This is a genomic window from Streptomyces botrytidirepellens (assembly GCF_003721215.1).
Classification (GTDB): domain Bacteria; phylum Actinomycetota; class Actinomycetes; order Streptomycetales; family Streptomycetaceae; genus Streptomyces; species Streptomyces himastatinicus.
This window is the reverse complement of the sequence record NZ_RIBZ01000306.1, coordinates 1-20915: the sequence shown is the minus strand read 5'-3', so window position 1 is coordinate 20915 and position 20915 is coordinate 1. Positions and strand designations below refer to the sequence as shown.

Below are 20915 nucleotides of genomic sequence, written 5' to 3'. Positions count from 1 at the left end.
GGCGCGGGGACGGATGCCGCCACCCGTCCCCGCGCCGTCCCGCCCGTCGCTGTCCCCGCTATTTGCGGAAGCCGATGTCCTGGTAGCGGGGGGTGGCGAAGCCGAACGCTCCGGCGTTGCCCACCGTCTTCCGGACCGCGACCAGCTGCGGGGGCTGGTAGAGCGGGATCGATCCGGCCGCCGCCCAGATCCGGGCGTCCGCCCGGCCGACCAGGGCGCGCGAGGCGCCGCCGTCCAGCTCGGTGAGCGCCTCGTCGAAGAGCTGGTCGATCTGGTCCGTACCGACCCGGGTGTAGTTCTGCTCCACCACCAGCGAGCCGTCCGCGGCGGGCTGGGGCTTGGCATAGATCGGGCGGCCGTCGGTCGCCGGGTAGGCGGAGGCGGGCCAGGAGTAGAGGGCCAGGTCGTACTTGCCGGTGGCGATGTGGTCCTTGAAGAAGGAGTCGCCCTTCACCTTGGTGATCTCGGTGCGGACGCCGATCTCCTCCAGCATCCGGCCGATGCGCTCGCCGACGGCGCGCAGCGAGCCGCCGGAGTCGGACGGGAGGACGAAGCGCAGCACCAGCGGCCGCCCCTTCTTCCGCACGACGGCCGGGTGGGAGCGCCCGGACCGCTCGTCCGTCTTGCCGTCGACGGACTTCTGGCGGGCGGACGAGCCGCCGGGGCGCCAGCCCGCGTCGGCGAGCAGGGACTGCGCGGCCTGGGTGTCGGGGCCGCCGAGGGCGCCGCTGTGGTCCTTGTAGCCCTTCTGCTCGGACATCAGCAGATGGTTGCCGAGCGGCTCGGTGGGCAGCCCGAACGGCTTCAGCACGAGCTTGGCGAGCGCCTGCCGGTCGATCGCGCGGGCCACCGCGCGGCGCACCCGCTCATCCGCGAGCGGCCCCTTGGCGCCGTTGATGGCGAGCTGGGTGTACGCGGGGTCCAGCGCCGTGCGCAGCGCGTACCGGCGCAGGGCCACGGCCTCGGACCGCTCGGACCCCTGCGCCTTCCCGGCGTCCACCCGCTCGGCCTCCGCCCGGGCGCGCGTGGCGTCCGCGGCGTCCTGTCCGTGGGTCTCCAGCTTGGGCGCGCCCGCCTTGCCGGAGGGGTGCAGCCTGGCCCCTGCGGCCCGCTTCCCGGCGGGCTCGGCGGCCTGGATGCGGCGCGCCGTCGACCGGTCGACCTCGGCCATGTCGAGGGTCCCGTCGACCAGGGCGGCGGCCCGCTTCCGGGCCGGGACGGCCTCGAAGACCAGCCGGTTCAGCCGCGCCCGGTCGCCCCACCACTTGGGGTTCCGTACGAGGGTGACGGAGGTGTCCTTCACCGCGCGGACCATGAAGGGGCCGGAGGTGACGGCGAGCCCCTTGCGGGCCCCGGCGTTGAAGACGGCCGGGTTGCTCATCATGCTCTTCGGGTACAGGGGCGTGAACAGCGACCGCCAGTCGGTGTACGGCTTGGCGAAGGTGACCTTGACCTCGTGGTCCTTCTCCCCCGGCTGGATCCTGGCGATGCGGTCGTACCCGGCGTTGCGCGCGGTCCAGTAGGCGTTCTCCGTGCCGCGCAGCGCCTTCCACTGGGCGGAGAAGTCCGCAGCGCCCAGCGGGCGGCCGTCGCTCCACACCGCCTTGGGGTTGAGCTTGTAGACCACGACCTGCTTGGGCTCGCGCGAGACCACCTCGGCGGACTCCAGGTAGTCGCCGTTGCGCTGCGGGCGGCCGCGGGCGTCGAGGGTGTGGAGCGCGGGCAGCACGGCCCCGGCGATCCGCTCGGTGCCGGTGTCGGCGGAGGTCTGGAAGGCGTTGAAGGTCGCGGGCCGGGCGTCCAGTGCCCAGCGCAGCGTGCCGCCGGGGGCGGTCTGCGCACGGGAGGCCGGGGCGATGTCCCGGGCCGCGGGCGACGGCGGGCCGTCGTCGTCGCCGGAGCTGCACCCGGTGAGGGCGGGCAGCGGCAGCAGCACTCCCGCGGCGAGCAGCACGGCGCAGCGTCGCTTGTCGATGGACATGGCTCGTGACCTCCGGGGTGTGCCGATATTAAGCGCATTTCGCACATTTTGACGCCTGTCGCATATACTCCTTACTCAAAGCGACGGATCATGAGACAGCACCTCGGGACGGCCATGGAGGGGACAGGATCACCCGACCGGATCAGTACGACCGGCGCGCACCCCGGCGCACGGCGGCGTGATCACGCCGGTGACTCCGCCAATCGCGGCAGATCCCTTCCCAACCAGGACTGTGACGCGTAACACTCGCTGTCGCATGAGCGCCGCCAACCGCAACCGCGGAAGTGAGGGCAAGTCATGTCCTTGAACGACGACTTGACGGCCGTCCAACGCTGTCTCGACGAGCTGGTCCGTTCCGTCACCCGGCTGGAAGACCGGGTCGGCGCCGGCGGGCTGGAGATACGACGGGTCCGCACCGACGCGGACCACCTGCGCGAGAGTCTCGCCCTGCTGCGCGATACGGCCCCCGGCGCGGAGCGGCCGCGCCCCGAGATGGTCCCGGTCCCCGACGCCCCGTACAACAGCGCGCTGTGGTCGGACGTCGACGACGAGGGTCTCGGCGCGCGCGACCGTCACGCTCCCTAAAAGGGGTCGCCCGGCGCGTACCCGGCCCGACGGGGCCGCGCCCGACCGTCCCCCACACCACTCCACCGCGGAGTTTTCCTTGGCCACTGGCACCGACCCCCAAGCCGCCACGCCCTCCGAGCGGGAAGCGGCCACGAGCGGCGTGCGCAGCCCGTCGCGCGCCGCCATCCCCGCCCGCCATCTGCGGACCGACCGCTGGTGGCTGGCGCCCGCGGTCACCGCCGCCGGGCTGTTCGCGTTCATCGTCTACTCGACGTGGCGGGCCTTCGCCGGCGACAACTACTACGCCGAGCCGTACGTCTCCCCGTTCTACTCGCCGTGCGTCGCCCAGAACTGCGTCCCCATGAAGGACGGCGCGAACTGGGAGATCTTCGGCGCGTGGTGGGGCCTGTCCCCCGCCCTGCTGATCCTGATCTTCCCGCTCGGCTTCCGGCTGACCTGCTACTACTACCGCAAGGCGTATTACCGGGGCTTCTGGGCCTCACCACCGGCCTGCGCGGTCGCCGAGCCGCGCGCCAACTACACCGGCGAGACCCGCTTCCCGCTCATCCTCCAGAACATCCACCGCTACTTCTTCTACTTCGCGGTGATCGTCGCGGGGATCCTCACCTATGACACCGTGCTCGCCTTCCGGGACGAACACGGCCGGTGGGGCCACATGGGCCTCGGCACCCTGGTGCTGCTCGCCAACATCGCGCTGATCTGGGCGTACACCCTCTCCTGCCACTCCTGCCGGCACATCGTCGGCGGCCGGCTCAAGCACTTCTCCCGGCATCCGGTGCGCTACCGGCTCTGGGGCTGGGTCAGCTCGCTCAACGCGCGCCACATGGAGCTGGCCTGGGCGTCGCTGATCAGTGTCGCCGTCGCCGACTTCTATGTGTTCCTGCTGGCGAGCGGCGCCTTCGACGACCCCCGGTTCTTCTAGGAGAGGTGCCTTCAACGATGACGCAAGTCGAACGTCAGGCCTGGGACGTGGTCGTGATCGGCGCGGGCGGCGCCGGGCTGCGGGCCGCGATCGAGGCACGCGAACAGGGCATGCGCTGCGCCGTCATCTGCAAGTCGCTGTTCGGCAAGGCCCACACGGTGATGGCCGAGGGCGGCATCGCCGCCAGCATGGGCAATGTCAACGCGGGCGACAACTGGCAGGTGCACTTCCGCGACACCATGCGCGGCGGCAAGTTCCTCAACCACTGGCGGATGGCCGAGCTGCACGCCCAGGAGGCCCCGGACCGGGTCTGGGAGCTGGAGACCTGGGGCGCGCTCTTCGACCGCACCCCGGACGGCAGGATCTCCCAGCGGAACTTCGGCGGCCATGAGTACCCGCGGCTCGCCCACGTCGGGGACCGCACCGGCCTGGAGCTGATCCGCACCCTCCAGCAGAAGATCGTCTCCCTCCAGCAGGAGGACAAGGCCGAGACCGGCGACTACGAGGCGCGGCTCAAGGTGTTCCAGGAGTGCACGGTCACCCGCATCGTCAAGGACGCGGCGGGCGAGCGGGTCGCCGGGGTCTTCGGCTACGAACGGGAGTCCGGCCGCTTCTTCGCGATCGAGGCACCGGCCGTGGTGCTGGCCACCGGCGGCATCGGCAAGTCCTTCAAGGTGACCTCCAACTCCTGGGAGTACACCGGCGACGGCCACGCGCTGGCCCTCCTCGCCGGGGCCCCGCTGATCAACATGGAGTTCGTGCAGTTCCACCCGACCGGCATGGTCTGGCCGCCCTCGGTCAAGGGCATCCTCGTCACCGAGTCGGTGCGCGGGGACGGCGGGGTGCTGCGCAACAGCGACGGCAAGCGGTTCATGTTCGACTACATTCCGGACGTCTTCAAGGAGAAGTACGCCCAGTCCGAGGACGAGGGCGACCGCTGGTACGAGGACCCGGACCACAACCGCCGCCCGCCCGAGCTGCTCCCCCGCGACGAGGTGGCCCGCGCCATCAACGCCGAGGTCAAGGCGGGCCGCGGCTCCCCGCACGGCGGCGTCTTCCTCGACGTCTCCACCCGCATGCCCGCCGAGGTGATCACGCGGCGGCTGCCGTCCATGCACCACCAGTTCAAGGAGCTGGCCGACGTCGACATCACGGCCGAGCCCATGGAGGTCGGCCCCACCTGCCACTACGTGATGGGCGGGGTGGACGTCGACCCGGACACCGCGGCCGCGAGCGGCGTCCCCGGCCTCTTCGCCGCGGGCGAGGTCGCGGGCGGTATGCACGGCTCCAACCGGCTCGGCGGCAACTCCCTCTCCGACCTGCTGGTCTTCGGCCGCCGCGCCGGGCTCCACGCGGCCCGGTACGCACAGGAGACCGCCGCGTCCGGCACCCGCCCGGTGCCCGACGACGCCCAGCTGGACCTGGCGGCGGCCGAGGCGCTGCGGCCGTTCAGCGCCGAGGACGTCGAGGTGCCGTCCGCCGTCTCCGCGGGCTCTGCGGGCTCCGCGGCTGAGCAGCCGCCCAGCCCCGCCGAGAATCCGTACACGCTGCACCAGGAACTCCAGCAGACCATGAACGACCTGGTGGGCATCATCCGGCGGGCCGGTGAGATGGAGGACGCGCTGCACCGGCTGGCGGCGCTGCGGGTCCGGGCGCGGCGGGCCGGGGTCGAGGGCCACCGGCAGTTCAACCCCGGCTGGCACCTGGCCATCGACCTGCGCAACATGCTGCTGGTCAGCGAGTGCGTGGCGCGCGCCGCCCTGGAGCGCACCGAGAGCCGCGGCGGGCACACCCGCGACGACTATCCCGAGATGGACCGCGAATGGCGCCGGGTGAACCTGGTCTGCCGCCTCTCCGACCCGTCGGCCGGTCTCGCCGCGCCGACCGATCCCGGGCGCGGGCAGATCCGGCTGGAGCGGCGCGAGACGCCGCCCATCCGGCCCGACCTGCTGAACCTGTTCGAAAAGGACGAGCTGGTGAAGTACCTGACGGACGAGGAGCTGACCCAGTGAGCGCGTACGAGGCCCACTTCCGGGTGTGGCGGGGCGATGTGGACGGCGGCGGTCTGCGGGACTTCCGCGTCGAGGTCAATGAGGGCGAAGTGGTTTTGGACATCGTCCACCGCCTCCAGGCGACCCAGGCACCGGACCTGGCGGTCCGCTGGAACTGCAAGGCGGGCAAATGCGGCTCGTGCAGCGCCGAGATCAACGGACGGCCGCGGCTGCTGTGCATGACGCGTATGTCGGTTTTCAGCCGCGACGAGACGATCACCCTGACGCCGCTGCGGGCCTTCCCGGTCGTCCGTGACCTGGTCACGGACGTGTCCTACAACTACACCAAGGCCCGGGAGGTGCCGTCCTTCGTCCCGCCGGAGGGCCTGGGCCCGGGCGAGTACCGGATGCAGCAGGAGGACGTGGGGCGCTCGCAGGAGTTCCGCAAGTGCATCGAGTGCTTCCTGTGCCAGGACACCTGTCACGTCCTGCGCGACTTCGAGCAGAACAAGGAGGCGTTCGCGGGCCCGCGCTTCCTGATGCGGGTGTCGGAGCTGGACATGCATCCGCTGGACGCGGCGGGCGAGGCCGGTATCGACCGCAAGCGGGCCGCCCAGGACGAGCACGGTCTCGGGTACTGCAACATCACCAAGTGCTGCACGGAGGTCTGCCCCGAGGGAATCAAGATCACCGACAATGCGCTGATCCCGCTCAAGGAGCGGGCCGTGGACCGCAAGTACGACCCCCTGGTCTGGCTGGGCAACAAGATCCGCCGCCGGGAGGGCTAGCCTGGCGTCTTGCGGGCCCGTGGTGACACGGGCCCGCGCCTCACCACAGGCTGAGCAGCGCTTCCACCGAGTCCGGGCCCGAGGACTCGCCGTCCGGGAGGGCCAGCTCGAACCAGACCGTCTTGCCGTGCGGGGTGCGGCGGCTGCCCCAGCCCGCGCTGAGGAGGCCGACCAGCTGAAGCCCGCGGCCGCCCTCGTCGGTGTCGCGGGCGCGCCGCCGCCGCGGCTGGACCAGGTTGCCGTCCCAGACCTCGCACACCAGCGTCCGGTCCAGCAGCAGCCGTAGCCGGATCTCGCCCTCCCCGTACCGCAGCGCGTTGGTCACCAGCTCGCTGACCAGCAGCTCGGTGGTGTCGACCAGGCCCTCCATGCCCCAGGACTCCAGCTGCTCACGGGCGAGTTCCCGGGCCCGCCCGACCGACTGCGGGTCACTCGGCAGCTGCCAGTCGCCGACCGACCCGCTCGGCAGGCCCTGCACCCGGGCCATGAGCAGGGCGATGTCGTCCTCGCCGTGGTGGGTGTCGAGGCTGCTCAGGACGTGGTCGCAGATGTCCTCCAGCGAACTGTCGGGACGGTCGGCGCCCTCGTCGGTGGACAGCGCGGTACGGAGGTCCTGGAGCCCCTCGTCGAGGGCGTGGTCGCGGGATTCGACGAGGCCGTCGGTGTAGAGGGCCAGCAGCGCGCCGTCCGGCAGCTCGACCTCGATCTCCTCGAAGGGCTCGCCGCCGACCCCGAGCGGCATCCCCGGCGGCACCTCCATCAGCAGGGCGCCCTCCCCCGGTTCGACCAGGGCGGGCGGCAGATGGCCCGCGTTGGCGAAGGTGCAGCGCCGGGTGACCGGGTCGTAGACGGCGTAGACGCAGGTGGCGAGGTAGACCTCGGACAGGTCGGAGGAGCCGTCGGCGGACCGCCCCGCGGCCCGTGCCCCGGCGGTCGAGCCGCCGGGCGCGCCCAGTCCCCGGGCGATCTCGTCCAGCGCGGACAGCACCTCGGCGGGCTCCAGGTCCAGCAGGGCCAGGGTGCGGACGGCGGTACGCAGCTCGCCCATCGCGACGGCGGCCCGCAGGCCGCGCCCCATCACGTCGCCGACCACCAGCGCGGTGCGGTGCCCGGGCAGTTCGATGACGTCGAACCAGTCGCCGCCCACCTCGGTGGCCGCGTTGCCCGGCAGATAGCGGCAGGCGATGTCGAGCCCGGCGGCCTCAGGGTCGCCGGGCGGGAGCAGGCTGCGCTGGAGGATCAGCGCGCGCTCGTGTTCTCTGCGGTAGAGCCTGGCGTTGTCGATGGAGACGGCGGCGCGGGCGGCCAGTTCGACGGCGAGCGCCCGGTCCCGTTCGCCGAAGGGTTCGCTGCCCTTCGTACGGGAGAACTGGGCGAGGCCGACGACGGTGTCGCGCGCGACCATCGGCACCAGGAGGGTGGACTGGAGCATGGTGCCGAGCTCCAGGCCCTCGCCGCTGTCGCGGCCGGTGACGACCCGGACCTGGGCGGTGCGCAGGGCGTGGGCGCACAGCGAGTGGAAGGGGTAGCGGTGCACCTCGCCGACCTCGATGGGCTTGGGCAGCTCGCCCTGGCCGCTGTCGTCGGTGCGGTAGATGTCGCCGAAGGCGACGGGGCCGTCCGAGACGGCGCTGGCGAAGGCGACGCGGCGCAGTTCGGCGCTGCCGTCGGCGAGCCCGGGCGGGGTCTCGTCACCGGACAGCAGCCCCTGGTAGAGGTCGACGGAGGCCAGGTCGCAGAACTGCGGGACGGCCACGTCCAGGAGTTCGCGGGCGGTGGTCTCCAGGTCCAGCGAGGTGCCTATTCGGGCCCCGGCCTCGTTCAGCAGCGCCAGGTTGCGGCGTACGCCCGCGGCCTCCTGCTCGGCGCGGCGGCGGCCGGTGACGTCGGTGGCGAGCCCGGCGATGCCGATGGGGCGGCCCGATCCGCTGTGCAGCCGGTACAGCGACACCGACCAGCGGCGGCGGTCATGGCTGCCGGGGACGGGGCCCATGATCGGCATGTCCGTCAGGGAGCTTCCGCTGTCCAGGACTTGGCGCAGGGCGGCGGCGAGCCGGTCGGCCTCGCCCCGGGGCAGCAGATCGTGCGCGGTGGCGCCGCGGTACTCCTCGACCGGGCGGCCGAAAACCGTCGCAAAGCGCTCGTTGACGCGGAGCATGCGCAAATCTGTACCGAAGAGAAAGAAACCAAGCGGAGATTGACCGAAAACGGCCTGTGAGGCGGCAAGATCGGTTTCCAGTCCGCGCAACGCGCCCACATCGACGGCGATACAGAGCGCGGTGCGCTCCCCGTCCTCGTCCTGGCTCGGCATCACATACACCTCGGCGATGCTGACTCCGCCGGGCGCCTGGGGGCTGCGGTAGGGAACCAGGCCGGTCCACTCCCGGCCGTCCAGGATGTCGGCGACCTTGCGGCGGCCGGTCTCCCGCAGCTCAGCCGGTACGAAGGCGTCCACCGGGTCCTTGCCGAGGGCCTGGGCCGCCGTCAGTCCCAGCAGCTCGGCGGCGCGTTCACTCCACTGTGCGATGCGGCCGTCGGACCCGAGCGAGAAGGAGGCGACACGGATGTAGTCATAGATCGATCCGGGCGGACTGCTCTGCCACACATCGGACAGCGAGCCCAGCATCGCCCCCGGCACCGGTACGGGCGCCGATGCGGACGCCGATGCGGACGCCGATTCCGGCATCGATGACATTTGCGACACGGGCGACACCTGCGAACCGACCGTCTCCTCGGGGATATCCGCCCCCGCTGGCTTCTCGCTCATGCGCCCGTCCCCTCCGGCTCAGGTGCTCCGACCGGCTACAGATAGCCGAGTATCCAGCACCACGGCCATCCGGAGTACGGTCTTCACGATCACAGCACTATCTCAGCCCGCAATCCGTTTCCGTCCCGGCTTTTGATGAAGCGCTCAAGATCAGCGCTCCCCCTCACTCCTAACCGGGGAGAGGCAGCTCGAACCACACCGTTTTTCCGGCCCGGCCCCGGCGGGTGCCCCAGCGCAGTGCGGCCCGGGCGATCAACTCCAGCCCCCGGCCGCTCTCGTCCTCCGGGGACGCCGTACGCGCGTGCGGCGGGTCCTCCAGCGGGTCGGACACCTCGACCATCAGCACGGAACGCGGCACGCCGGTTTCGCGACGGGCGTACATGCGCAGCCCGATCGGGCCACTCGCGTACCGCAGGGCGTTGGTGACCAGTTCGCTCACCAGCAGCGCCGTCACATCGCCCAGCGCCGACAGCCCCCAGTCGTCCAGCGCCTGCCGGACCAGGAAACGGGCAGCACGCACGGAGCCCGGCTCGGCGGGGAAGACCCACTCGACGAAACCGGGGGTGGGCCCGGCGGCCGTCCCTGCGCTCTCACTCACGCCGATCACTTCCCAGCCGCTTCCAGCCGCCGCGCCGCCCTGCCGAAATGGAGGGATTCAGACGGTTCAGAGGGGTTAATCAGCACATACCCGAATTCCGGGCCGCGGTACCGCCCCGGGCCGCCCCGGCAGGGCCGAATGAGCTCACAAGGGATCAGCGGGCGCGCGGACGGGGGTGTTCCGCGGCGCGCAGCCGCCGGACCGCCTCCGCGACCGCGGGCCGGTCCTCATCCAGCCAGTCGACCTCGTCCACCCGGTCGGGGGTCAGCCAGCGCAGCTCGTCGTGGTCCTCCAGCGGACGCGGCTCGCCGGAGCGCAGCGCGGCGGTCCACACCCGCAGGACATAGCCGGGCTTCAGCGGCCACTCGCCGGGCAGCGGCTCCAGCGGCTCGACCTCGACGCCCAGCTCCTCGCGCAGCTCCCGCACCAGGGCCTGCCGCGGGGTCTCGCCGGGCTCGGCCTTGCCGCCGGGCAGCTCCCAGCGACCGGCCAGCTCGGGCGGGGCGCTGCGCCGCGCGGCCAGCAGCCGTCCCCGGTCGAACACCGCTCCGCCCACCACCACGCGCACCGTCATGCCCGCACTCTAGGCCGTGTCCGCGCAGCCCCGCCGGGCCTCCGGCACAGAGCCCGGCGGGCCGGATTCTCCCGCCCGGACGAACGGGAGACTCCGGCCCGCCGGCGGCAAGGCCCTTTACAGGTTGTACGGACGGCAGCTCGGACGGGCGGCGTCAGCCTGCCTGCCCGGTCGCGGCGGTCCGCTCGACGACGTAGAGCTGCTCCTGCCCCTGGTCGTCCAGTCGGTCGGCGACCTCCTGGGCCTCCGTCCGCGTGGCGTAGCGGCCGACGCGATACCGGTTGCCGTTGCCGTCCTGGCGGATGACGAGCCATGGCAGCACGGCGTTGCCGTCACTCATCTCTCCGCCCCCTCCGTTGTGGCGCACCCGGGCACGCGTCTGGGCGACACCGTTAAGGAAATCCCGTTCCGCATATGCCCGAGCCTACGCCCTACCTTCACGCAGCGGATACGTGTTCTTACAACGAGGCACGCATCCGGCCACGCGCTCAACGGCGCGTGGAGACCGTCTCCCGGTCCGCCTCGCCGGTCAGCTCCTCGGCCGTGGTGTCGGCCAGCTCGCGCTCGGCCTCCAGCAGCGTGGGATTGCGCCATGCGCTGCGCACGCCCCAGACGTAGAAGCCGAGGGCGATCAGGGTGACGACCAGGATGTCCCAGCCCTCGGGCAGATAGCCGCGGCCGCCGAACTCCTTGCCGCCGGCCCACGACACCGCGGCCATGACCAGCAGATACGCCACCATCCAGGCGCCCGCCGCCAGATGCGGCTTCAGCTCGGCCCACGGCTTGCGCAGCTCGTACCAGGCCCAGATCGGCAGGCCGATCGCCATGATGAAGATGACCTTGCCGGTGAGCGGCCAGCGGGCCCAGTAGAGGACGAGCGAGCCGAAGACCATCGCGATCGGCGCGATGACCGGCATCGCGCGCAGCTTCACCGGGCGCGGCAGGTCCGGGGAGAGTCGCCGCAGCGACATCACGGCGACCGGTCCGGTGATGTACGAGATGACGGTCGCCACGGAGACGATCTCGGCCAGCGAGCCCCAGCCGCGGAACACCGCGAGGAACGCGAACGCGACCACCAGGTTGAGCACCAGCGCCGGACGCGGAATGCCGGTCTTCGGGTCGACCTTGCCGAAGACGCCGGGCAGGTGGCCGTTCTCCTGGACGCCCTGGACCATGCGGGAGGTGGTGGCCGCGTAGATCATGCCGGTGCCGGACGGGGAGACGAAGGCGTCCGCGTACAGCAGCAGCGCCAGCCAGTTCAGCCCCCAGGCGAGGGAGAGGTCGGCGAGCGGGGAGTCGTACGAGAGCTTCGCCCAGCCGCCGTGCGCGAGGTCGGCCGCCGGGACCGCGGTCAGGAACGCGACCTGGAGGGCCACGTAGATCACCAGCGCGATGAGGATGGAGCTGATGACGGCCTTGGGCAGCGACTTGCCCGGGTTGCGGGCCTCGCCCGCCATGTTCAGCGGCGACTGGAAGCCGTTGTACGCCCAGACGATGCCGGAGACGGCGACGGCGGTGAACACCGAGTTCCAGCCGTTCGGCGTGAAGCCGCCGTTGCCGGTGACGTTGCCGGTGTCGAAGTGCGCCATCAGCAGGGCGCCCGCGGTCAGCGTGGGCACGACGACCTTGAAGACGGTGATCGCGGTGTTGGTCTTCGCGAAGAGAGTGATCGCGAACCAGTTGAGGAAGAAGTAGAAGACGAGCAGCACGGACGCGAGCGCGACACCGCTGCCGGTCAGCTCCTTCCCGTCGTACAGCTCCTTGGCCCAGCCGAAGTCCCAGGAGCTCATGTACTGGACGGACGCGGTCGCCTCACCGGGGATGACGGAGACGATCGCGATCCAGTTGGCCCAGGCGGCCAGGTATCCGGCCAGCGAACCGTGCGAGTACTGGCCGTACCGCACCATGCCGCCGGCCTTGGGGAACATCGAACCGAGTTCGGAGTACGTCAGGGCGATGGTCAGGGCGACCGCCGCGCCGATCACCCAGGCGAAGATGGCCGCCGGGCCCGCCAGCGCCGCGGCCCGCGCGGCACCGAACAGCCAGCCGGAGCCGATGATCGAACCGAGGCCCACCGCGGTGAGGGCCACCGTGCCGAGTGACCGTTTGTAATGCGAGTGGGAACCCTGCTCCGTGGTCAACGCCCCTCACGCTCCTTTCGCCCCCCAGACCTGATGCAAACCGCGCCATCGTACAAGCGAAATAAGGGTGCGCTTTACGGGCTTGAGGTCGATCTGAGCTATCGGACATCGCGTGTGATCTATGCAACACGTTTATCGGCATCGCACGAAGGTGCTGGCCAGACGGTACGGATCGGCGCCGGCCGCGGCGCCCTCACCAGCGCAGCCATTCCGCTGTGATATCGCCGAATGTGCCCGATTCGACAAGTCGCGCGCATCGATTCCGACGCATGTGTTTTGAATAGCGAAGCACGGGGAACAAGGCGCCACCCATGGACCAACAAGCTCAAATCAAGCTCAAGTTGGCCGCGAGCCGGAGAAAGACCAGCCGAATAAATTACCGGCCTTTTACCCGTCGCTCGCCCGCACCGTCGGCACCGGCAACAGCACCGGCACGCTCTGCGAACCCTTGGGGCCCTTGCGGCAGGCGTCGCCGCACTCGGCGTCCAGCGAACAGCACAGCGAGCACACCGCCCCGGCCCGCACCGGGCAGTCGGCGATGTCCGGCAGCTCGTACGCCGTCTCGCACACCGCACAGGTGTGGACGGCCGTGATGTCCGGCACCTCAACCCCCGGCCCGTTCACCGGGTTCGGCCGGGCCAGGTAGTAGCGGCCCCCGGTGAGCCAGGCCAGCAGCGGGCTGAGCACCAGCGCCAGACCGCAGGCGATGAAGGTGGAGAACGCCTCGGCCACCTCGCCGAACACCCCGAAGAAGGCGATGATCGACACCGTCGAGGCGATCACCATCGCGCCGAACCCCGCCGGGTTCACCGCGTACAGATACGCGCGCTTGAACTCGATGTACTTCGGGCTCAGCCCCAGCGGCTTGTTGATCACCAGATCGGCGGTGACCGCCGCGATCCAGGCGATGCCGACGTTGGAGTAGAAGCCCAGCAGCTTGTTGAGCGCCGCGAACATGTTCATCTCCATCAGCGCCAGCGCGATGGCGAGGTTGAGGAAGATGTACCAGACCCGGCCGGGGTGGCGATGGGTCACCCGGGAGAAGAAGTTGGACCAGGACAGGGAGCCGCTGTAGGCGTTGGTCACGTTGATCTTGATCTGGGAGACCACGACGAACAGCGCGGCGGCCGGCAGCGCGACCGAGCCGAGCCACGGCTTCAACGCCTCGATCTGCGGGGCGATCGGCTCCAGGGCATGGGTCGTGCCGACCGCGCCGAGCGCCACGAAGGCCAGGAACGCGCCGCCGAGCTGCTTGGCCGCGCCGATCACCACCCAGCCGGGCCCGGCGGCCAGCACCGCCAGATTCCAGCGCCGCCGGTTCTGCTCGGTCTTGGCGGGCATGAAGCGCAGATAGTCGGCCTGCTCACCGATCTGGGCGATCAGCGAGAGCGCCACGCCGGTGCCGAGCCCGTACCCGATCCAGTCGAAGCCGGACCCCGCCCCTTGCGTACCGCCGAAGGAGGCGAACGAGGCCCAGGCGTCCGGCCGTTCGAAGGCGAGCACCACGAACGGCAGCACCAGCCCGATCAGCCACAGCGGCTGCGTCCACGCCTGCACCTTGGCGAGCGCGCCCATCCCGCGGAAGACGATGGGGATGACGATCAGAGTGGTGATCAGATAGCCGATGGGGAGCGGGATGTGGAGGGCCTGATGCATGGCCTGCGCCATGATCGAGCCCTCCAGCGCGAAGAAGATGAAGGTGAAGCTCGCATAGATGAGCGAGGTCAGGGTCGACCCGAAGTAGCCGAACCCGGCGCCACGGGTGATCAGATCCATGTCCAGCCCGTAGGTCGCACAGGCGCGCGCGATCGGGATACCGGTCAGGAAGATGATCGTCGCCGCGGTGAGGATCGAGGCGAGACCGCTGGTGAAGCCGTACGTGAAGACGATGGACGCGCCGATCGCGAAGTCGGCGAGATAGGCGATGCCGCCGAGCGCCGTCGACGCGACCATGGTCGGCGACCAACGGCGGTAGGAGTGCGGCGCGTAGCGCAGCGAATAGTCCTCGCGGCTCTCGTCGGCGGCGAGCCGGGCGTAACTGCGCCGCGGCGCGCGGGCCGCCGTCGAGCCCGTCTGCGTCTGGTCGGGTGTGACCGTGTCCGTCATGGCGGCTTCCCCTGTCGTTCGGCGCGTGAGCGGTACGCCAGAGGAAGCTAGGACGGTGACATGTCGGTAGGCCGCGAGCGGGCGTTGCCGGTCCGTTACGGCGAAGAGCCGGACGTAAACTCGCGGTCACGGCCTCACTTCACCGGCAGGTGGTACGCGACCCGGTAGCGCTCGGCCAGCGTCACCACGTCCGCCGTCTCGACCGGCCGACCGCCCGCGAAGTACGTACGGGAGATCACGAGCACCACATGGCCCGGCACCCCGCCGAGCGCCAGCACCTCCTCGGCGAGGCCCGGACGCGCCCCGACCTCCTCCGCCACGTTGTCCACCACGATGTCGACGGCCGCCATCCGGTCGACCACCCCGCGCCCGGCCAACGGCCCCTCCTCGGGCAGCATCACGGGCGTACGCCCGGTGACGGCGAGCGGCTCCCAGGACGTGGAGAGCATCACCGGCTCGCCCGCCGCCCGGAACAGATACCGGGTGCGCATGACGCGCTCGCCCGGCTCGACCCGCAGCCGCTCGGCGATCTCCGGGCTCGCCTCCTCCTGTTCGCTCCCGCAGTCCCAGGTGCCGCTGACCCGGTCGTCCCCCTGCTCCTGCCGGAACGGGCTGGACTCGCCCCGGGGGTGGTAGCCGGTGCGCATCAGACGGCGCGGGACGGGCTGCTCACGGACGTACGTACCCGACCCGGAACGGCCCTCGACCAGGCCCTCGGCCATGAGCACCTTGCGCGCTTCGAGGGCGACGGTGTCGGAGACCCCGTACTCCTCGCGGATCCGCGCCTGGGAGGGGAGGCGGGCGTGCGGTGGCAGATCGCCCGCGACGATCTTCTTCCGGAGGTCGTCGGCGACACGGAGGTATGCGGGCTGGTCACCAAAGGCCACGTGCACTCCCAGTGGTTGACAGTCAGCAACAGCTTGACAACCGTCGGTTGTCCCTAGCAACTGACGGCCAGAGCTTCACTAGAAGTGGTGAACTCCAGTTCGGGGACGTTTATATCGACAGGCATCCGGTTCACCCGGTTTGATGGTGATCATGAGCCCGCAGGCAGCCCACCCGAGGAGAACCGTGCCCCAGCGACCCGCACGCCTCCTCCCCGGCGCCCTGCTCCTGGCCCCGCTCCTGCTGCTGGGCACGTCCTGCACCGGACCGTCCCACGAGGCGCCCCCGGCCCCGGGCGCGGCGGGCAAGGGCGACCCCCTCTTCCCCCGCCTCGGCAACGGCGGCTACGACGTCACCCACTACCGCCTCGCCCTCGACTACACGCCCGGCACCCACCGGCTGCGCGGCACCGCCCGGATCACCGCCCGCGCCACCCGCGCCCTCAGCTCCTTCCACCTCGACCTGGCCGGACTGCACGTCCGTAACACCACCGTGAACGGCCGCCCCGCCCGCGCCACCCGCGACGGCACCGAGCTGACCCTCACCCCCGCCGCCGCGCTCCCCAAGGGCCGCGCCTTCACGACCACCGTCGTCTACGACGGCGAGCCGAAGGCCATCACCGACCCGGACGGCTCCCGCGAGGGCTGGCTCCGGACCGCCGACGGCGCCGTGGGACTCGGCGAGCCGACCGGCTCCATGACCTGGTTCCCCAGCAACAACCACCCCTCCGACAAGGCCACGTACGACATCACCGTCACCGTCCCCCGGGGCTACGCGGCCGTCTCCAACGGCGAACTCACCCGCCGCGACACCCGCCACGGCCGCACCACCCACCACTGGCGCACCCGCGACCCCATGGCCACTTACCTGGCCACCGTCGCGATCGGCCGCTTCGACATCCACACCACCACCGCCCACGGCCTCCCCCAGTACGTCGCCATCGACCCCGACGAGGCCGATGCCTCCCGCGACGTCCCCGGCCGGATCACCAAGATCACCGCGTGGGAACGCCGTACCTTCGGCCCCTACCCCTTCGCCTCCACCGGCGCCATCGTCGACCGCCTCCCCGAGCTCGGCTACGCCCTGGAAACCCAGACCAAGCCCTACTTCGCCGCCGCCCCCGACGAGCGCCTGATCGTCCACGAACTCGCCCACCAGTGGTTCGGCAACTCGGTCACCCCGCGCACCTGGAAGGACATGTGGCTCAACGAGGGCTTCGCCACCTACGCCGAATGGCTCTGGACCGAACAGCACCACGGCCGCACCGCCCAGCAGACCTTCGACGCCTTCTACGACGGCACGGACGACGAGAGCAAGGGCATCTGGTCCTTCCCACCCGCCGCCCCGCCCTCCGCCGGCCACATCTCCGACCCACCCGTCTACGGCCGCGGCGCGATGGCCCTCCACCAACTCCGCCGCACCGTCGGCGACCGCACCTTCTTCCGCATCCTCCGCACCTGGCTGCGGGACCACCGCCACGGCAACGCCGACACGCGCCAGTTCATCGCCCTGTCCGAGCGCTTGTCCGGCAAGGACCTGGACAAGCTCTTCACCACCTGGCTGTACGCCAAGGCCAAACCGAAGCGATGACGCCCGTCAGCCGACGCCGGTCAGGAGCGCGGCCGCAGCCAGTGACGCGCGGCGGCCGGCGACCGTCCTCCAGGGACTCGGTCCTGAGGGCGTCCAAGGTCGGGAAACGGCGATGAGCCCTACCAGCCGCGCCGGCCGATGGCGGCGAAGGCTTCGGCGATGCGCGTTCGGTCGTGGCAGCCGGTGGAGAGGAGGCGGAGGAGGAGCAGGCGGGCCTTGTACGGGCTGAGGTCACCCCCGGCGATCAGTCCGCCGGCGAGGAGGTCCCGCTCGGAGCCCGGGTAGTCGTAGGTGCGGGTGAGGACGGGGCCGTGGTCGATGCGGGAGGTGAGGACGACGGGGATCCGGTCCGCGAGCCGGCGGAGCCGGGGGACCAGCCATTCGGGAACGTGCCCGGCGCCGAGGGCCGCGAGGACGAGCCCGTCACACTGACCGTCCAGCAGGTCCAGTTGTGTGCCGTCGTCCCCGAAGGCCACGGTGTGCAGCGCGACCCGCACCGGGCGCGGGCCCGCCGTTCCGCCGGTGTCGGGCGGGCCGGTGATCCTCCGGGGCAGGTGCTGATGGAGCATCACCCGTGCCTCGGCCACCAGTCCGAGGGGGCCGGAGCCGGGTGAGGTGAAGGCGGCGGGGCTGGTCGTGTGGCTCTTCCGGACCGTTCGTGCGGCGTGCACCTCGTCGCCGAGGACGACGACGCAGCCCGCCCCTCGCAGCCACGGTCCGGCTGCCGCGATGACGGCGGCGTACAGGTTGGCCGGTCCGTCGGGGCCGGCCTTGGTCGCGTCGCGCATCGCTCCGGTGAAGACGACCGGCTCCTCGCCTTGGTGCAGCAGGTCGAGATAGAAGGCCGTCTCCTCGATGGTGTCCGTTCCCTGGACGACCACGACGCCGTCCACCCGCCCGGAGTCGAGCTCCTCCCTGATGGCGGCGTGGAGCGCGTCGAGATCCGCCAACGACAGTGAGGCGCTGGGCAGACGACGGAAGTCGTGGACGCGCAGCTCGACCCCCAAGGCGTCCAGTCCACTCACGGAGCGCAGGAGCTGCTCCGCGGACAGGGCGGGGGACAACCCGCCGGTCAGGGGATCCGCGGTGGTGGCGATGGTGCCGCCGAGGGCGAAGACGGCGACGCTCCGGCCGGTCAGTGACATGGCGTTCCTCCGCCTGGTCGGTGTCGAAGAGCTGTGGACAGTCAAGCGGAACCGCGTGCGCCGACCTGTGCGGGGGACGGGTCGCGACTCCGGTCGTGCTCGCGGCGTCCGTTGCGTCCGTGGTCATCCGCGGGCCCCCGCCACCAACCCCGTCCCGGTGCCGACAATGGTGCGCATCCCCTGCCGCCGGGTGGTGGGGCAGGGGGTTGCGGCGCCGTGATCCGCACGCGGGTCAGGCCGTGGAGGCCAGGCGTTGAAGCGAATTCAGGTCGGGGTCAGCTGTCCCGATCCAGCCAAGATCCAACCACCGGAATCGGCAGCCGCGCCCACACCGCCGTGCCCCTCGCGGTCGCCGGTTACCGGCAACTGGGCGGCTGCGAGCAACCGAAGCAGCCCCTGCGGGAGTCTCTGTAGTCGCGCGCCGACCACTGTCACTTCAGGAATGCGAGGACCCCTGTGCCTTCTGTTGTACGCACCCGAGTCGCTGTCACCTCAGCCGCCGCCGCGCTGGCCGCCACCGCACTGATCGGCTGCGACGCCCTGGACAAGGCGCTCGACTGTGGCCAGGTGGCTACGGACATCTCCATGGCTGTCGACGACCTCCGGGAGAAGGTCTCCGGCGGCGGTGGGAGTCCGGAGACAACGAAGAAGGCACTCGACGAGATCGAGAAAGACCTGGGCAAGGTCACCGACAAGAGGGACGACACCGACCTCGACCAGGCGATCAACGACCTACAGACGGCTGTCGACAAAGCCCAGAAGGCGGCCGAGAGCGGCGACGCGACGCCGGACCTGAGCGGCATCAAGAAGGCGGCGGGCCACCTGTCGAAGGTGTGCACCTCGTGACCCGATGCCTGACCCTCACCACCCGCAACGCCCGGGGGGCCTGAACGCCGTCGGCGGCGAGGGCTTCCGTCACCATCACCTCGGTGCGCCTGGCAGCAACTGCCCGGCGCACCTTGCTTTCCCCCGGAGCCATCGGGGCCGAGAGCACTGGCCAGGTCGCTGGCCGACCGCCGTCCGTGGCAGTAGCGAGCTGCTCCAGCCTTGGGGAAATCCTCCGAGCGCGCCGCTCCCCCACGAATGCTTGCCTGCACCCGGTCGACATCCTTATCGGAGACCCGTGCCTCCGGACCGGTGTGGGCCTCCAGCGCCAGCAGCGTGCGGATGCGAGCCCGTGCCTCGTGGGTTGCGCGTCGACCGGGTCTGAGCAGAGAAGCTATCAGCTTGCCCTACCCGCCGCTGATCAGCGTAGAGGCACCGTGCCTGGCGCTGAACGGGTGCGCGCAGTTCGGAGCGATCAGAACGTGGTCAGCAGCAAGCAGGCTGCGGACTCTGTGCGGACCGCAAAGGCCGCCCGACCCGCTCCGCCGCAGGTCAGACGGCCTTTCGCTGGACGTATTAGACGTTGAAGCGGAACTCCACCACGTCACCGTCGCGCATCACGTAGTCCTTGCCCTCCATGCGCGCCTTGCCCGCCGAGCGGGCGTCGGCGACGGAGCCCGTCTCGACCAGGTCGTCGAAGGAGATGACCTCGGCCTTGATGAAGCCCTTCTGGAAGTCGGTGTGGATGACACCGGCCGCCTCGGGGGCCGTGGCGCCCTTCTTGATGGTCCAGGCGCGGGACTCCTTGGGACCGGCCGTGAGGTAGGTCTGGAGGCCGAGGGTGTTGAAGCCGACGTGGGCGAGGGTGGCGAGGCCGGGTTCGGTCTGGCCGACGGACTGGAGGAGTTCGAGGGCCTCCTCGTCGTCCAGCTCGGCGAGGTCGGCCTCGAGCTTGGCGTTGAGGAAGATCGCCTCGGCGGGGGCGACGAGGGAGCGCTGCTCGGCCTTGAAGTCCTCGTCGGTCAGCTCGTCCTCGTCGACGTTGAAGACGTAGAGGAACGGCTTGGTGGTGAGCAGGTGCAGGTCGTGGAGGAGGGCGGCGCGCTCGCTGCCCTGGACGATGCCCGCGGAGAAGAGGGTGCGGCCCTCGTCCAGGATGGCCTTGGCCTCCTCGACGGCCTTGACCTGGGCCTGCTTGTCCTTCTGGATCCGGGACTCCTTGACCAGGCGGGGCAGCACCTTCTCGATGGTCTGGAGGTCGGCCAGGATCAGCTCGGTGTTGATCGTCTCGATGTCGCTCTTGGGCGAGATCTTCCCGTCGACGTGGACGACGTTCTCGTCCTTGAAGGCGCGGATGACCTGGCAGATCGCGTCGGACTCACGGATGTTCGCCAGGAACTTGTTGCCCAGGCCCTCGCCCTCCGAGGCGCCCTTGACGATCCCGGCGATGTCGACGAAGTCGACGGTGGCGGGGAGCTTGCGGGCCGAGCCGAACAGCTCGACGAGCTTGTCGAGGCGGGGGTCGGGGACGCCGACGACACCGACGTTGGGCTCGATGGTGGCGAACGGGTAGTTGGCCGCCAGCACGTCGTTCTTGGTCAGGGCGTTGAACAGGGTCGACTTGCCGACATTCGGCAGACCGACGATTCCGATCGTGAGCGACACGTTGGCGACTTCCCGTAGCTTCCCGTAGCGGGATCGAATGCAAGGACAGGGGCACGGCCCCCACGGGGGCCGGTCCACCAGTCTACGGGGCCGCCTCCGGTCACCCGCCCGGGCGGACCGTCACCCTCCCGGGCTGACAATCAGTCGAACAGACTGCCAAGGTCCCGCGAAGGGCGTGTCCCAGTCCGGATTCCAGCCCTCCGCCCACCTACGTTGGTCTGGTGGAGCACTACAGGACACGTACGCCCCGGCGGGCGGCCGCCCCCTCGCCCCGGCCGGCGGCGGACGACACGTACCCGGGCAGGAGCGGGGGCCGCAGCAGGAGCGGGGGGCAGGGCCCGGGCGGCGC

Annotated in this window: 16 protein-coding genes; 6 read left to right on the top strand and 10 right to left on the bottom strand. The window is 70.8% G+C overall.

Annotated features, from left to right (window positions below):
- Nucleotides 1-58: 58 nt before the first annotated feature.
- On the bottom strand, nt 59-1981 hold the full coding sequence (locus EEJ42_RS25785) for an ABC transporter family substrate-binding protein (protein WP_123103382.1): 1923 nt from the start codon (nt 1979-1981) through the stop codon (nt 59-61).
- A 297-nt stretch (nt 1982-2278) separates the two neighbouring features.
- On the opposite strand from EEJ42_RS25785, the gene EEJ42_RS25780 reads away from it, so the two are divergent.
- From EEJ42_RS25780 to EEJ42_RS25765, 4 genes are all read left to right on the top strand, one after another.
- A complete protein-coding gene (locus tag EEJ42_RS25780; RefSeq protein WP_009715311.1) occupies nt 2279-2566 on the top strand; it encodes a hypothetical protein in 288 nt (95 codons plus the stop codon).
- A gap of 79 nt (nt 2567-2645) precedes the next feature.
- Nucleotides 2646-3491 carry a hypothetical protein gene (locus EEJ42_RS25775; protein ID WP_123103380.1) on the top strand — a complete coding sequence of 282 codons (846 nt, stop codon included), beginning with the start codon at nt 2646-2648 and terminating at the stop codon, nt 3489-3491.
- A 17-nt stretch (nt 3492-3508) separates the two neighbouring features.
- Entirely contained in the window at nt 3509-5503 is a 1995-nt protein-coding gene (locus tag EEJ42_RS25770; protein WP_123103378.1) for a fumarate reductase/succinate dehydrogenase flavoprotein subunit, read from the top strand.
- A complete protein-coding gene (locus EEJ42_RS25765; RefSeq protein ID WP_123103376.1) occupies nt 5500-6270 on the top strand; it encodes a succinate dehydrogenase/fumarate reductase iron-sulfur subunit in 771 nt (256 codons plus the stop codon). The genes EEJ42_RS25770 and EEJ42_RS25765 overlap by 4 nt, the downstream gene beginning before the upstream one ends.
- A gap of 40 nt (nt 6271-6310) precedes the next feature.
- On the opposite strand, the gene EEJ42_RS25760 is transcribed toward EEJ42_RS25765, so the two are convergent.
- The 7 genes from EEJ42_RS25760 to EEJ42_RS25730 all read right to left on the bottom strand — a co-directional run bounded on the left by EEJ42_RS25760 (nt 6311) and on the right by EEJ42_RS25730 (nt 15343).
- Nucleotides 6311-9037, bottom strand: a complete 2727-nt coding sequence (locus tag EEJ42_RS25760; RefSeq protein ID WP_184503275.1) for a SpoIIE family protein phosphatase — start codon at nt 9035-9037, stop codon at nt 6311-6313.
- 169 nt (nt 9038-9206) lie between these two features.
- Nucleotides 9207-9644, bottom strand: coding sequence for an ATP-binding protein (locus tag EEJ42_RS25755; protein WP_123103372.1), 438 nt, complete (start codon nt 9642-9644; stop codon nt 9207-9209).
- Between the two features lie 145 nt (nt 9645-9789).
- A complete protein-coding gene (locus tag EEJ42_RS25750; RefSeq protein ID WP_123103370.1) occupies nt 9790-10209 on the bottom strand; it encodes a (deoxy)nucleoside triphosphate pyrophosphohydrolase in 420 nt (139 codons plus the stop codon).
- A gap of 154 nt (nt 10210-10363) precedes the next feature.
- Nucleotides 10364-10549 carry an SPOR domain-containing protein gene (locus tag EEJ42_RS25745; RefSeq protein ID WP_063735773.1) on the bottom strand — a complete coding sequence of 62 codons (186 nt, stop codon included), beginning with the start codon at nt 10547-10549 and terminating at the stop codon, nt 10364-10366.
- A 148-nt stretch (nt 10550-10697) separates the two neighbouring features.
- The gene (locus EEJ42_RS25740; RefSeq protein WP_123103368.1) at nt 10698-12350 is read right to left on the bottom strand and encodes an APC family permease; all 1653 of its coding nucleotides are present in this window, start codon (nt 12348-12350) and stop codon (nt 10698-10700) included.
- Between the two features lie 387 nt (nt 12351-12737).
- On the bottom strand, nt 12738-14456 hold the full coding sequence (locus tag EEJ42_RS25735) for a purine-cytosine permease family protein (RefSeq protein WP_123103366.1): 1719 nt from the start codon (nt 14454-14456) through the stop codon (nt 12738-12740).
- 134 nt (nt 14457-14590) lie between these two features.
- On the bottom strand, nt 14591-15343 hold the full coding sequence (locus EEJ42_RS25730) for a GntR family transcriptional regulator (protein WP_123103364.1): 753 nt from the start codon (nt 15341-15343) through the stop codon (nt 14591-14593).
- A gap of 151 nt (nt 15344-15494) precedes the next feature.
- On the opposite strand from EEJ42_RS25730, the gene EEJ42_RS25725 reads away from it, so the two are divergent.
- The gene (locus EEJ42_RS25725; protein ID WP_123103384.1) at nt 15495-16931 is read left to right on the top strand and encodes a M1 family metallopeptidase; all 1437 of its coding nucleotides are present in this window, start codon (nt 15495-15497) and stop codon (nt 16929-16931) included.
- Between the two features lie 119 nt (nt 16932-17050).
- Here the strand turns inward: EEJ42_RS25725 and EEJ42_RS25720 are convergent, their stop codons facing one another.
- A complete protein-coding gene (locus tag EEJ42_RS25720) occupies nt 17051-18076 on the bottom strand; it encodes an asparaginase (protein WP_123103362.1) in 1026 nt (341 codons plus the stop codon).
- 456 nt (nt 18077-18532) lie between these two features.
- Here EEJ42_RS25720 and EEJ42_RS25715 point away from each other — a divergent pair, with 456 nt between their 5' ends.
- Nucleotides 18533-18922, top strand: coding sequence for a DNA-binding protein (locus tag EEJ42_RS25715; protein ID WP_123103360.1), 390 nt, complete (start codon nt 18533-18535; stop codon nt 18920-18922).
- Nucleotides 18923-19477: 555 nt separating this feature from the next.
- On the opposite strand, the gene ychF is transcribed toward EEJ42_RS25715, so the two are convergent.
- Nucleotides 19478-20566, bottom strand: a complete 1089-nt coding sequence (gene ychF, locus EEJ42_RS25710; protein WP_123103358.1) for a redox-regulated ATPase YchF — start codon at nt 20564-20566, stop codon at nt 19478-19480.
- Between the last annotated feature and the right edge of the window lie 349 nt (nt 20567-20915).